General features: G+C 64.5%; 13 protein-coding genes. 6 read left to right on the top strand and 7 right to left on the bottom strand.

The window, feature by feature from the left end; genetic code table 11:
• Window positions 1-11 precede the first annotated feature (11 nt).
• The 5 genes from ACNAOU_RS14025 to ACNAOU_RS14005 form a co-directional block, all read right to left on the bottom strand.
• Window positions 12-842, bottom strand: coding sequence for an alpha/beta fold hydrolase (locus tag ACNAOU_RS14025; protein WP_018776288.1), 831 nt, complete (start codon window positions 840-842; stop codon window positions 12-14).
• A gap of 1 nt (window position 843) precedes the next feature.
• Window positions 844-1,173 carry a biotin/lipoyl-containing protein gene (locus ACNAOU_RS14020; RefSeq protein WP_018776287.1) on the bottom strand — a complete coding sequence of 110 codons (330 nt, stop codon included), beginning with the start codon at window positions 1,171-1,173 and terminating at the stop codon, window positions 844-846.
• Window positions 1,166-2,245, bottom strand: coding sequence for an alpha-ketoacid dehydrogenase subunit beta (locus ACNAOU_RS14015; protein WP_413302964.1), 1,080 nt, complete (start codon window positions 2,243-2,245; stop codon window positions 1,166-1,168). Before ACNAOU_RS14015 ends, ACNAOU_RS14020 begins: the two co-directional genes overlap by 8 nt.
• On the bottom strand, window positions 2,238-3,287 hold the full coding sequence (locus ACNAOU_RS14010; protein WP_422757100.1) for a thiamine pyrophosphate-dependent enzyme: 1,050 nt from the start codon (window positions 3,285-3,287) through the stop codon (window positions 2,238-2,240). Before ACNAOU_RS14010 ends, ACNAOU_RS14015 begins: the two co-directional genes overlap by 8 nt.
• A 138-nt stretch (window positions 3,288-3,425) precedes the next feature.
• Window positions 3,426-4,811 (bottom strand): amino acid permease, encoded by a 1,386-nt coding sequence (locus ACNAOU_RS14005; RefSeq protein ID WP_413302960.1) that lies wholly within the window; start codon window positions 4,809-4,811, stop codon window positions 3,426-3,428.
• Between the two features lie 176 nt (window positions 4,812-4,987).
• Here ACNAOU_RS14005 and ACNAOU_RS14000 point away from each other — a divergent pair, with 176 nt between their 5' ends.
• The 6 genes from ACNAOU_RS14000 (at window position 4,988) to ACNAOU_RS13975 (ending at window position 11,414) form a co-directional block, all read left to right on the top strand.
• The gene (locus ACNAOU_RS14000) at window positions 4,988-5,461 is read left to right on the top strand and encodes an Lrp/AsnC family transcriptional regulator (RefSeq protein WP_018776283.1); all 474 of its coding nucleotides are present in this window, start codon (window positions 4,988-4,990) and stop codon (window positions 5,459-5,461) included.
• 103 nt (window positions 5,462-5,564) lie between these two features.
• Window positions 5,565-6,284 carry an NUDIX hydrolase gene (locus tag ACNAOU_RS13995; RefSeq protein WP_018776282.1) on the top strand — a complete coding sequence of 240 codons (720 nt, stop codon included), beginning with the start codon at window positions 5,565-5,567 and terminating at the stop codon, window positions 6,282-6,284.
• Window positions 6,281-7,588, top strand: coding sequence for a quinolinate synthase NadA (nadA, locus tag ACNAOU_RS13990; RefSeq protein WP_422757099.1), 1,308 nt, complete (start codon window positions 6,281-6,283; stop codon window positions 7,586-7,588). The genes ACNAOU_RS13995 and nadA overlap by 4 nt, the downstream gene beginning before the upstream one ends.
• Before the next feature lie 39 nt (window positions 7,589-7,627).
• Window positions 7,628-9,361, top strand: a complete 1,734-nt coding sequence (locus tag ACNAOU_RS13985) for an L-aspartate oxidase (protein WP_422757098.1) — start codon at window positions 7,628-7,630, stop codon at window positions 9,359-9,361.
• Window positions 9,354-10,232 (top strand): carboxylating nicotinate-nucleotide diphosphorylase, encoded by an 879-nt coding sequence (gene nadC / locus ACNAOU_RS13980; protein WP_422757097.1) that lies wholly within the window; start codon window positions 9,354-9,356, stop codon window positions 10,230-10,232. Before ACNAOU_RS13985 ends, nadC begins: the two co-directional genes overlap by 8 nt.
• A gap of 15 nt (window positions 10,233-10,247) precedes the next feature.
• On the top strand, window positions 10,248-11,414 hold the full coding sequence (locus ACNAOU_RS13975) for a cysteine desulfurase family protein (protein ID WP_422757096.1): 1,167 nt from the start codon (window positions 10,248-10,250) through the stop codon (window positions 11,412-11,414).
• A gap of 83 nt (window positions 11,415-11,497) precedes the next feature.
• Here the strand turns inward: ACNAOU_RS13975 and ACNAOU_RS13970 are convergent, their stop codons facing one another.
• Both ACNAOU_RS13970 and ACNAOU_RS13965 read right to left on the bottom strand, forming a co-directional pair.
• On the bottom strand, window positions 11,498-11,983 hold the full coding sequence (locus ACNAOU_RS13970; protein ID WP_422757095.1) for a GtrA family protein: 486 nt from the start codon (window positions 11,981-11,983) through the stop codon (window positions 11,498-11,500).
• Between the two features lie 18 nt (window positions 11,984-12,001).
• Window positions 12,002-12,850, bottom strand: coding sequence for a fumarylacetoacetate hydrolase family protein (locus ACNAOU_RS13965; RefSeq protein WP_018776276.1), 849 nt, complete (start codon window positions 12,848-12,850; stop codon window positions 12,002-12,004).
• Between the last annotated feature and the right edge of the window lie 58 nt (window positions 12,851-12,908).

Here is a 12,908-nt window from a genome sequence, read left to right as displayed (position 1 = left end):
CGTCGGGAGGTTTAGACGCCCAGGAATTCGACGGCAGCGTCCTTGAAGGCCCGGCTTGTGATCACATTGGTGTGCGTGCGCCCGGGAATGACCAAGGTCTCCACCATGCCGCCATGCTTGCCCGCGATGGAGGCAAGCTCCGGCATGGTCGCAGCCCTTTCGTCCTTCTCGCCGGCCACCAGGAGCAGTGGCATGTGCGGGGCCGCCTCGGCAGGATCGAAAGGTTCGCCCTTGATGGCCTCGATGAGCGACAACATGGCAAACAAATTGTTGCTGGGCAGCATCTGGGCCATCTTCAACAGCCCCGCGGTGGACTGGTCCTCTATGGGCGTGCCGTCAGCGAGGTGCTTTTGAGCAGCCACAAGGTCGAACGCTGCCAGCGGATCTGCTGAGCTTGGGCCGCCCAGGACGATCCTATGGACCAGATCGGGCTGCGTGGCACCAAACTCCCACGCCAGCCGTGATCCGAGCGAATAACCAATGACATCAAGTCCCGTGGAAGGGTCGCCGTCGCGCAAGGGGCGTGCACCGGCGTCGGTCACTATCTGCAGGAGATCCGCACGGATCCGGCTGGGGGTGTAGGAGTCCAGGTCCTCGGGGGAGTGGCTTCGGCCATGGCCGGGCAGGTCCACAGTGATGACCCTGCGCCCGGCGTCCTGGAGCGTGGTGATCCAGCCGCTGTCGGCCCAGTTCAGTTTGCTGGAGGAAGAGAAGCCATGGATCAGCAGGACGGGGCGCAGCCCGGCATCGGAAGCCGGCTCATGAACCTCGACGAACAGCCCAGGGTCGGTACCTTCCACTGTGTGCCGCTGCTGTTCCACGGTGTGCCTGCCAGTCATCATGTCAGTCCTCATCGAGTACGGCGCTCAGGCGGACCCTGCGCTTGGGTGCTTCGTCCTTCGGAACAGTGCCCACGATTCCGGCGGTGTCGTCCGGAACCTCGAACACGATCAGCGGTGCGCCAACGTTGATGGTCTCACCGGGCGCCCCGTGAATACGCACCACTTTACCCGCCTGGGGGCTGGGCAATTCGAGCGCGGACTTGCTGGTTTCGAGTTCCACGATCGGCTGGTTGCGTTCCACTTGCTGGCCGGGTTCAACCAGCCAGTCGAGCACGGTTGCCTCGATAAGGCCCTCGCCGAGGTCCGGAAGCGGGAAGGAAATTTCAGCCACGGCGGTACTCCAGTACGCGTTGGATCCCAAAGAGGATGCGGTCGATGTTGGGGATGTATTCGTCCTCCAGGTCGCCGGAGGGGTACGGGACGTCGAAGCCGGTCACACGCTCCACCGGTGCCTTCAGCGTTGCGAAACAACTTTGCGTAATGAGTTGGGCGACTTCGGCGCCGAGGCCCGAGGTCAGCGGCGCTTCATGGACGACGACGGCGCGCCGCGTCTTCCCAACGGACCTCGCCAAGGCTTCGGCATCAATGGGCTTGAGCCAGCGCAGGTCAAGGACTTCAATGTCTATGCCGTCCTCGGCCGCGAGCTCGGCCACCTGGAGGCACCGGGCTACCATGGCACCCCACGCCACCAATGTGAGGTGGCGGCCTTCCCTGGCCACGCAGGCGCCGGTGAGGCTGCCGCCGTCGGGTGAGCTGCCGTCGTGCGCTGCTGTGGCAGGGACAGCGGCAGCGGAGGTGACATCCACCGGGCCCTTCTGCCAGTAGCGGGACTTCGGCTCCATGAAGATGACCGGGTCCGGCCGCGTGGCAGCGTACTTGAGCAGATGGTAGGCGTCGTGCGGGTTTGAAGGGGAAACCACCTTGAGTCCCGGTACGTGCGCGAACAATGCCTCGAGGCTTTCGCCGTGGTGCTCGGGTGCACGGATACCGCCGAAGCTGGGCACGCGCAGGGTGATGGGCATGGGCAACGTGCCGCGACTGCGGTAGTTCATCCGGGCGATCTGGCAGACGATCTGGTTGATGGCCGGATAGGCGAAGCCATCGAACTGGACCTCGGGAATCGGGTGGAAACCGGCCATGGCCAAACCTACCGACATGCCGAGGATTCCGGACTCGGCCAAGGGCGTGTCGAACACGCGGTCCTCGCCGTGCTTGGCTTGGAGGCCGTCGGTGATGCGGAACACGCCACCGAGCCGGCCGCAGTCTTCGCCGAAGATGACAGCTTTGGGGTTTTCGGCCAGGACCTCATCGAGTGCGCGATTGAGCGCCTGCTGCATGGACAGTTGTTCAATGCCGGCCGTTTCAGCGGCGGCGGAGGGCATTTCGGTGATCGTCTCAGACATGTTCTGACTCCTCGCGCCACGCGCTGGCTTGGGATTGAAGGGCCGGGGTTGGCTCCTGGAACACGAGGCTGAACATTTCAGCGCCCGGGCGGGGACCCAGGTCCTGGATTCCGGTCCGGATGGCTTCTGCTTCTTCCTCTGCCCTGCGTTGGGCGTCGGCAAAGAAGGCTTCGTCTGCAACGCCGTCGGCCAGCAACCTTTGCTTGAGCCGCTCCAGCGGGTCCTCTCCGGCGTCGAGTCGCTCTTCTTCCAGGGTCCGGTAACGGCCGGGATCGTCGGCGGTGGAGTGTGGCCCGCGGCGATAGGTCATGGCTTCGATCACCACGGGTCCGTTGCCGCGGCGGCAGTGGGCGAAGGCGGAGCGGGTGGCTTCGAAGACGGCGACGACGTCGTTGCCATCGACCTGCAGTGCAGGTATGCCGTATCCGGCCGCCCTTGCTGCGACGGATCCGCCGGCCACTTGGCGTTCGGTGGGCACGGAGATTGCCCAGCCGTTGTTCTGGATGAAGAACACCACAGGTGCCTTCATGACAGCGGCGAAGTTCATGGCTTCGTGGACGTCGCCCTGGGATGAGGCGCCATCGCCGAAGTACGTCATGGCTACCCCGGTTTCGCCGTCAGCGGCGGCAAGGGTCTGGCCGTGGGCCCATCCCACGGCATGCAGGACCGAGCCCGCCACCACGGCCTGGATAGGTGCGAACCTGGATTCCAGGGGGTTGTACATTCCGCCGTGCCACGTGGCCTTGTGGGTGGACATGTAACCCACCATGTCCAGGCCCATGGCCCGGGCCACGCCCATCTCCCGGTAGGTGGGGAAGACGAAGTCCCGGTTCAGGTCCACGGCGTAACCGCTGCCCACCTGGGCTGCTTCCTGCCCAAGCTCAGGCGCGTACCCGGGGATGATGCCCTGGCGTTGCCAGGCTACGGCTGAAGTGTCCAGGTGCCGGACCGCTGCCATCAGCGTGTACAGCTCGCGGAGTTGATGGTTGGAGAGCGGGGCGGCGTCGTCATCGACGGCCGCAAGCGCTGGTTGAGTCGTCATGGTTGTGACCCTAGTCACCGCATAAACTCTTTCGCAATAAGCTCAGTGGTAACACAACACTTTGTACAAGTTGAATAAGCAAAGAAGCCCTGCGCAGTACAAACTGCACAGGGCTTCCGGAATCTTGCTAGCAGTAGATTACCTGGCCTGGTGGTCCGGCTTTCCTGCTTTTGCCTTGGCGTTGAGGAAGCAGCCGGCGGCAATGACCAGGATGAGGATGAAGGTGCCCACCAGCTGGCCCGCGCTCTCAGGGTTGGCGAAACCCACCACGAAGATCAAGCCCAGCAGGACCAGGCCCAGGATGGTGAGGTAGGGGAAGCCCTTCATGCGAAGGGGCAATTCTGCGCCTTCGCGGTCAGCCCGGCGCCGCAGGATGAATTGGGACACCAGCGCGGTACCCCAGACAACCAGGCAGGTGGACCCTACGAGGTTCAGCAGGGCAGGCAGGATCTTCTCCGGAAAGAGCAGCTCCAGGATGGTGGCAATGAAGCCGAAGGCTACCGAGATTCCGACGGCGGCCACGGGCACCTTGGCGGTGCTCAGCTTCGACAGGAGGCGGGGCGCTTCGCCACGCTCGGACAGGGAGAAGATCATCCTGGATGCGCCGTAAAGGTTGGCGTTCAAGGCGGAGAGCAGCGCTACCACGGCAACCAGGGTGATGGCCGTTCCCGCACCGGGAATTCCTGCGATGTCGAGTACTCCGGCGAAGGGGGACTTCAGGCCCTCCGAGCCCACAGGAAGAATGGCGGCAATGACGAAAACGGAGCCGATGTAGAAGACCAGGATGCGCCAGACCACCGTGCGGATGGCCTTGCCGACGCTGTGGGCGGGATTTTCTGTTTCAGCCGCGGCGACGCTGACAATCTCGGTGCCACCGAAGGCGAAGATCACCACGAACAAGGCCGCGGCGGTGCCGCCGATGCCGTTCGGCGCAAAGTCGCCGAAGGCGGAGAGCCCTGGTGAGGTGGCGTTCGGCAGCCAGCCGAACAGCAGCGCGGCGCCGATGAGCAGGAAGATCACGATGGCCGCCACCTTCAGGATGGCGAACCAGAATTCGAACTCCCCGAAGTTCCGGACGCCCACCAGGTTGATGCCCGTGAACACCACCATGAACACCAGTGCCAGGACCCAGACCGGGATCACCGGCCAGACCGAGAAGAGCAGTCCGGCGGCACCCAGTGCTTCTGCCGCGATCACCACCACCAGCTGCAACCACCACAGCCAGCCGATGGTTCCGCCGGCGGTCTTGCCCATGGCTTTTTCGGCGTAAACGGAGAAGGCGCCGCTGTTGGGGTTCGCCGCCGCCATCTCGCCCAGGGCCCACATGACGAGGATGATCAGTGTTCCCGCTACGAGGTAGGAGATGAGGACGGCCGGGCCGGCGGCCTGCACGCCGGCGCCGGAGCCCAGGAAGAGGCCTGCGCCGATCGCGCTGCCCAAGCCCATCATGGTGAGCTGGCGGGGCTTGAGTGAATGGCCGAGGCCGGATGTTGGGGCAGGAGCCGCGATGGACTTCGTTGTCATACGTGTCTACCTTCTATGGATTTCATACGGGGTGTGGCGTGCCGGCCTCTTGGGCCGGGCAGGCGCGGCGTCGACGACGCAGCAAGAGCCGTGGAATAATTCTCGCAGTTTGTAAGATACATCACTTTTTGCTTAGGCGATGTGATGAGTAGAGAACCCCGGGGACAGGAACTTTGATGCTGGTCGATGCGCTTGATGCAAGAATTGTACGTTTCTTCACTGATTCACCGCGATCTTCCGTGCTGGAGGCCTCGCGGGTACTGAAGGTTGCCCGGGCGACGGTGCAGTCCCGGATTGACCGGATGATTGAAAACGGGGTCATTGGTTCCTGGGTCCCGCAGCCCGATCCTGCCAACTTCGGCTTCCCGGTGGTGGCGTTCTGTTCGGTCACCATCACCCAGGAGATCGGCCACGACGCCATCATTGAGAGCCTCAGCGCCATTCCCGAGATCATTGAGGTCCACACGGTTACGGGGAACTCCGACCTCATGGTGCGGATCGCCGCCCGGTCCAATCCGGACATGCAGCGCGTGCTCGATGCCATGATTGCCACCAAATCCGTGGTCCGCTGTTCCTCCGTGATAGTGCTCAACAGCCATATCCAAGGCCGCACCTTGCCGCTGATGGAGGCGGCGGCGAAGGCAGTGTGACGTAAAGCATTTTGCGGACCGGGCGCAGAGTCGTACCATTAGTTCTAGTCAACATGACTTTAACTAAAGCTCCGGTTCCTGGACCGGACGGCGACGAAGCGAGGTGAACGCCGTGAACCCCAGCTCAGCAAACGTCGCCGAGAGGCGGCTCGCACCGCCGTCGTTGGCTATTTCCACGGTGATTTTCGCCCTCCGTCCCAGCGAAACATCCGGCCGCCCTACGCTGTGGCTGCCGCTGGTCCGCAGGATCCGAGAGCCCTATAAGGACATGTGGGCCCTCCCTGGCGGTCCCCTTGCCCATGACGAATCGCTGCAGGACGCGGCCTCACGGAACCTTCGCGAGACCACCGGCCTGACGCCGCATTACCTCGAGCAGCTCTACGCCTTTGGGGGACTTCACCGCTCGCCCACGCAACGTGTGGTGTCGATCGTCTACTGGGCATTGGTGCAACCCACCGAGGCTGCGCTGGCGGACGAATCCGAGAACGTCCGGTGGTTCCGCGCAGACCGGCTGGGCGAACTCGCCTTCGATCACAACGCAATCGTGGACTACGCGCTGTGGCGGCTGCGCAACAAGATGGCCTACGGGTCCATTGCCTACCACCTGCTGGGGGAGTACTTCACCCTGGCCCAGGTCCGCGAAGTCTACGAGGCCGTGCTGGACCGGCAACTCGATCCCGCGAACTTCCGCAGACACATCAAGGCCACACCGGAAATCGAAGAAACCGGTGAATACCTCCAAGGCGGAAAACACCGCCCACCACGCCTCTACCGCTTCACCGGCACGCCCGGCCTCGGGCCAGATAACAGGAGTACACCATGAGCAGCGTCAACACTGCCGTCCAGCTGATCACCCGCGAAGAAGCCGAAAAGGGCCTCTCCCGCGCAGGGTCCACGTGCAGCCCGGCCCTGGCCAGGGGTCCCTGGGAATACGACCTTGCCGAAGCCCTCTCCGGCGAGCCCGCCTACGGCCCGGGCGCCTCCAGCAGCGACGTCGCACCCAAGGCGACGCCGCGACAAGGCCAGCTTCCGGAAGAGTACAAGAAGGCCACAGATGCCGAACTGGATGCCCGCATCCGCGCCGCCAAAGCGACGCTCGGGGACCGGGCCGTCATCCTGGGGCACTTCTACCAGCGTGACGAAGTCATCCAGTACGCGGATTTTGTGGGCGACTCCTTCCAGCTGGCCAACGCGGCCCTCACCAAGCCCGACGCCGAGGCGATTATCTTCTGCGGCGTGCACTTCATGGCCGAAACCGCCGACATCCTTTCCACCCCCGAGCAAGCGGTGATTCTGCCCAATCTCGCCGCGGGCTGCTCCATGGCAGACATGGCGGACGAAGACTCCGTTGAGGAATGCTGGGAACAGCTCGAAGAGATTTTCGGCACCGGGGTGGACGAACAGGGCAGGGTTCCCGTCATCCCCGTTACCTACATGAACTCCTCAGCAGCGCTGAAGGCCTTCTGTGGTCGCAACGGCGGCATCGTCTGCACCTCCTCCAATGCCAAGGTGGTCCTGGAATGGGCCTTCGAGCGTGGCCAGCGTGTCCTGTTCTTCCCGGATCAGCACCTGGGCCGCAACACCGCCAAGGCACTGGGCGTCCCGCTGGAACAGATGCCGATGTGGAATCCACGCAAGGAACTGGGCGGCAATGACGAGCAGACGCTCCTGGACTCCCGGGTGATTCTCTGGCATGGCTTCTGCTCGGTGCACAAGCGCTTCAACGTGGGCCAGATCGAAAAAGCCCGCCAGGACTTCCCGGGCGTCAACGTCATCGTGCACCCCGAATGCCCCATGGAAGTTGTTGTCGCCGCCGATTCTGCCGGTTCCACCGACTTCATCAAGAAGGCGATTGCCGCCGCCACCGAACCCACCACGTTCGCCATCGGTACAGAGATCAACATGGTGAACCGCTTGGCTGCGGAAAACCCGCAGCACACCATCTTCTGCCTGGACCCCGTGATCTGCCCGTGCTCCACCATGTACCGCATCCACCCCGGCTACCTGGCCTGGGTGCTTGAGGAACTTGTCGAGGGCCGCATCGTCAACCGCATCACTGTGGACGACGCCGTACAGGACAACGCGAAGATTGCCCTGGAACGCATGCTGGCCGCGAAGCCCGCATAGCCGACCCGGCACATCAGACCTAGCCGAATCGAGCCCCACATGACTACAGAGAGCCTGGCTGGAAAGACCGCACATGGGCGGTTGATCGTCGTCGGAAGCGGCATCGCCGGCCTGTACTCTGCCTTGCTTGCCGCAGAGGCCGGTGCGGAAGTGGTGCTGCTGACCAAAGGCGCGCTCGCGGACAGCAACACCTACTATGCGCAGGGAGGGATCTCTGCCGTGCTGGAGGAACCCGCTCCCGGTGACACCGTAGCTGCCCACATCGCCGACACTTTGCGGGCCGGCGCCGGTCATTGCAACGAAGAAGCCGTTCGGGTGCTTTGCATCGAAGCGCGGCGGGACATCGCAGGGCTCGGGCGGTTCGGTGTGCGGTTCGATCTTGACGACGACGGCGACCCCGCACTTGGACTCGAGGCAGCGCATTCGGCGCCACGGATCCTCCACGCGGGCGGCGACGCCACCGGTGCAGGAGTAGCCTCGGCCCTGATCAGGACCGTCCTGGACTTCCAGGCACAGGGCAGGATCCAGGTGATCGGGCATGCCCAGGTCACGGACCTGATCCACCAAGCAGGCCAGGTGGCAGGCGTCAACTTCCTCCACGAGGGACGTGGGCAGAGCCTCCGTGGCGACGCCGTTCTTCTTGCCACGGGAGGCGCCGGGCAGCTGTTCGCCCAAACCACCAACCCCTCCGTGGCCACAGCCGACGGCCTGGCACTCGCGTGGCGGGCAGGAGCTGCACTGGCTGACCTCGAGTTCTTCCAGTTCCACCCCACCTGCATGGTGCCCGGTGGAGCCCCCCAAGAAGCAGACGGCGATGCACACCCCCTGCTGATCTCCGAGGCAGTCCGCGGCGAAGGCGCCATTCTCCTTGACGCCAACGGCTATCGCTTCATGCCGGACTACCATTCGGACGCGGAGCTTGCGCCGCGCGATGTGGTCTCGCGCAGCATCGCCCTGCACCTTGACACGTTGGGCGACCCCAACGGGCACGTGTTCCTCGACGCCACCGTCATTGAAGAGTCGCGCGGTGCAGGGTTCCTGGAAAAGCGCTTCCCGACCCTGAGCCGGCACACCCGCCAGGCCGGCCTCGACTGGACCAGGGACCTGGTTCCCGTGGCACCGGCGGCGCACTACTGGATGGGTGGGGTGGTAACGGACCTCCACGGCCGGACTTCGGTTCCCGGGCTGCTGGCTGCCGGTGAAGTCGCGTGCACCGGTGTGCAGGGGGCAAACCGGCTGGCCAGTAACTCCTTGCTTGAAGGACTGGTGTTCGGGCGCAGGGCTGTTGAAGGGTTCCTTGGGTCGTCCGGTGAGTCGTCTGACGGAGCCCCTCTGCGTGCCGACTCGGCCGCGGGCGGCCTCGCTTTTACGCACGCTGCCGGGACCCCGGCAGGCGACAATCGCAGCGGAACCCTCAACGAAACTGCCGCGCCAGCGGGAGCCAGCGGGTTCTCGCGGCAGGCCCTTCGGCGGCTGATGACCGCCAAGGCTGGCGTGCTCCGGAGCGGGGAGTTGTTGGCTGAGGCCGCAGAGGTCTTGGGGGAATGGGAAGAGGCTGCCGGTCCCTTGAGCGTTCCGGAGTCCCTGGATGTCCGCGTACACGAGGACGCCAACCTTCTGCTGGCCGCCCAGTTGCTCGTGAGGGCTGCCCGGGAACGACGGGAGTCACTGGGGGCGCATTACCGCAGCGACAGCGTGAAGGCACCAGCCGCCGTCGACGATTTTGACAAGCGTTACACCATGAGCCGGAAAGTGAGCCTCGTCCATGACTAACCTGACCCTCCCCGCAGCCCCCGTGCGGGATATTTTGGAACGGGCCTTCGCGGAGGATGCGCCCAGCGGGGACATCACGTCCCAGCTGCTCATTCCGGCTGAGGCGCAGGCCGTGGCGGTCCTCAACGCCAGGGTCCCCGGCGTGTTCAGCGGCGGAACCGTGTTCCGCGACGCCATGAAGACAGTTGATCCGGCCACCGAAGTGGAGTTGCTCCTCGCCGATGGTGAAGCTTTCGACGCCGGAACCCACCTTGCACGCGTCAGCGGCAGTGCACGCTCGGTCCTGCTGGCCGAGCGGGTGGGCCTGAACCTGGTGCAGCGCATGAGCGCGATCGCCACCAAAACCGCAGAGTTCGTCCGGCTGGTGGAAGGGAGGCGGGCCCGGATCACCGATACCCGCAAGACCACCCCCGGTCTGCGGGTGCTGGAGCGCTACGCCGTCCGCTGCGGCGGGGGAGCGAACCACCGTTACAGCCTCTCCGACGCCGTGCTCGCCAAGGACAACCACCTCGCCGTCATGACCGGCGGCGACGCCGGCAAACTGACTGAGCTGCTGATTGCTGCCAAAGCCCAGCTTGGCCACACCACCCACTTCGAAGTCGAAGTGGACAGCGCAGAGCAGATCGAACCAGTGCTGGCAGCGGGCGTGGACACCATCATGCTGGACAATTTCTCCCTGGAGGAGCTGCGTGCCGGCGTCAAGCAGGTTGATGGCCGGGCCATCGTGGAAGCCAGCGGCAACGTAAACCTGGACACCGTCACCGGCATCGCCGCAGCAGGAGTGGATGTCATCTCCATCGGCGGCCTGACCCACAGCGTGAACGCCCTGGACCTTGGCCTCGACATCGAACTCACCACGGGCCGGAACTGAAAGCCGGCTCCGGTCATGATCTTCCTCGACGCCGCTGCCACCACGCCGGTCCGCCGCGAAGTGCTGGAGGCCATGTGGCCCTATCTCAGCGGCGAGTTCGGCAATCCCTCAAGCCACCACACGCTGGGTGAATCGGCAGCGGCGGCGCTCGCGGCGGCACGGTCCGGCGTCGCGAAAGTGTTCAACTGCCGCCCCGGCGAGGTCACGTTCACCTCGGGTGGCACCGAAGCGGACAACCTTGCCGTCAAAGGCATCGCATTGGCGCGGCGGGAGGCTGACCCTGCATTGAAGCGGGTGGTGATCAGCGCCGTCGAACACCCGGCGGTGGAGGAATCGGCGCGCTACCTGGAACGGGTCCACGGTTTTGTGGTGGATGTCGTGCCGGTAGACAGCGACGGTGTTGTCACTGTGGACGCGCTGCGCAGCGTCCTTCAGCCGGGGACCGCCCTGGTGAGCATCATGTACGCGAACAATGAAATCGGAACCGTGCAACCTATCGCCGACCTGGCAGAGGTTGCCCACGATGCCGGTGTTCCCTTCCACACGGACGCCGTACAGGCTGCCGGGTGGTGTCCGCTGGATGTGAAGGAGCTCGGCGTTGATGCCATGAGCATTTCAGCGCATAAATTGGGGGCGCCGAAGGGTTCCGGAGCCTTGTTCGTCAAAGGCCGGCTGCGCCTGGAACCCCTCATGCACGGGGGCGGGCAGGAGCGGGGCAAACGTTCGGGAACGGAAAACGTGGCCGGAGCCGTCGCTTTGTCTACGGCCTTGGCGCTCTCCCATGCCGAACAGCGGGAACAGGCGGACCGCGTTGCGCTCTTGCGTGAGACCTTCATTCAGCGGGTTTCGGACACCGTTCCTGACGCCATGCTGACAGGACATCGGAGCCGGCGCTTGCCGTCGGTCGCGTCCTTCTGCTTCCCGGGAACCAGCGGCGAATCGGTCCTGCTGGAACTCGAACGCTTGGGAGTCGTGTGCTCCAGCGGTTCGGCGTGTGCTGCTGGATCAGATGCGCCGTCGCCGGTTTTGGTGGCGTTGGGCATCGCTCCGGAAACCGCTCAGACGGCGGTTCGCTTCAGCTTCACTTCCGCCATCACCGGCAAAGAACTGGAGACGGCCGCCGGGGCGGTGGAAACCGCCGTCGCGCGTGTCAGGAACCTCGCGGCCCCGCAAGCCGGCTGACGCCGTGCGCTGCGCCGGGTGCTCGGCGCCGGGTACTCGACGCCGGTGTTCGGTGCCGGACGCGCCGTGTTGGAGGTGCCGTGTTAGACGTGCCGCGCCCGCCTGAAAATCCAGTGACGCAGCAAGGTGAAACGGACGGCGGTGGCCACGAACCCGGACAAGGTAGTGGTCCAGAGTTCCTCGGCGACGCTGGCTTCCGGCTTTAAAAGATGCAGGACACCCAAGCTGCCACCTGTGATCAGCAACGCGATGCCTATCACGAGCACGCCGCTTAGGTGGTCCCGCGCACGCTTTTTACTGCCAGTGATCTTGAACGTCAGGCGGCGGTTAAGCGCCGTATTCATGAGTGAGGTCAGGATCAACGCCACGGCATTGGCCAGTTGCGGGTCGATGAGTGGACGCAGCAACGCGTAGATGGCCAGCGAGCTTCCCGTGCAGATAATCCCGACGCCGGTGAAGCGCAGCAGCTGCCTCACGACGGGGTATCTCAGTACGCCGCGATGCCTTTTCCGGGGTGGTTTGTGAGGAGGAGACGGCAGTAGCCCTGTGGCGTCCGCAGCTGTCTCCATGGGGTTAAGCCTGACACACTATGCCGGCAGTTCCTCCCAGGAGGCGCCGGTCACGGGGTTGCTGAGCTCGCCGATTCCTTCGATGCTGCACACCACGGTGTCGCCGGGGTGGATGCGCGCGCTCTCGGCCGGGAAGCCGGTGAGGACCAGATCGCCGGGCTGGAGAGTCATGAACGAGGTGAGGTAGACGAGGATCTCCTCGACGTTCCAGCCAAGATCGGCGGTGCTGGCCGGCTTCAAGGCGGTTCCGTTGTGAATGATCCCGATGCCCAGCCGGGGGTAGTCCACGGTGGTCACTATCCACGGGCCGGCCGGGGTGAAAGTGTCCTGGCTCTTGGCGCTGATCCACAGTTCGTCGCTCTTTTGCAGGTCCCGGGCTGAAACATCGTTGCCGATGGTGAAGCCCAGGACTGCGGACCGGGCGGTTTCCAGGGTCAGGTTCCGCGCCGCACGGCCAACCACGATCGTTAGCTCCGCTTCGGGATCCACATGGCCGACGGACGTGCTGAGCTGGATGGCTTCGCCCGGGCCAATCACGCTCGAGGCCGCCTTGTGGAAGGCCTGGGGAGGCAGGTCGCGGCCGGGTTGTCCGGTGTTGTGGGCCATGCCGAAGACGTTGACCGGCACGGACGGCGCAAGGAACGTGAAGGCGTCTTCAGTGACTTTCGAACCCTTTTCCCAGCCCCCGCGCGAAGGGCTGGGCGCATTGGCCCGGGATGACGGAAACGGGGAGTCGATGACGGACCATATTTTCCCCTCGGCGGACGCGAAATCCGGGGCGTCGTTTGCTACAAAGAAGTGCTCGTCCGGTGAGGCCGGATCGAGGGGGCGGACGCGGGCGATTCGACGCGCGGGGGCTGAAGTCATGATGACATCCTACGTCCTCCGTCGGTGATGCCGCACTTGAGGCGCCCGACGCCGTCGT

The organism is Paenarthrobacter sp. C1 (assembly GCF_049315185.1).
GTDB classification, from domain to species: Bacteria; Actinomycetota; Actinomycetes; order Actinomycetales; family Micrococcaceae; genus Arthrobacter; species Arthrobacter nicotinovorans.
Note: the sequence above shows the minus strand (reverse complement) of the source record. Positions and strands in the feature narration are given on the sequence as shown.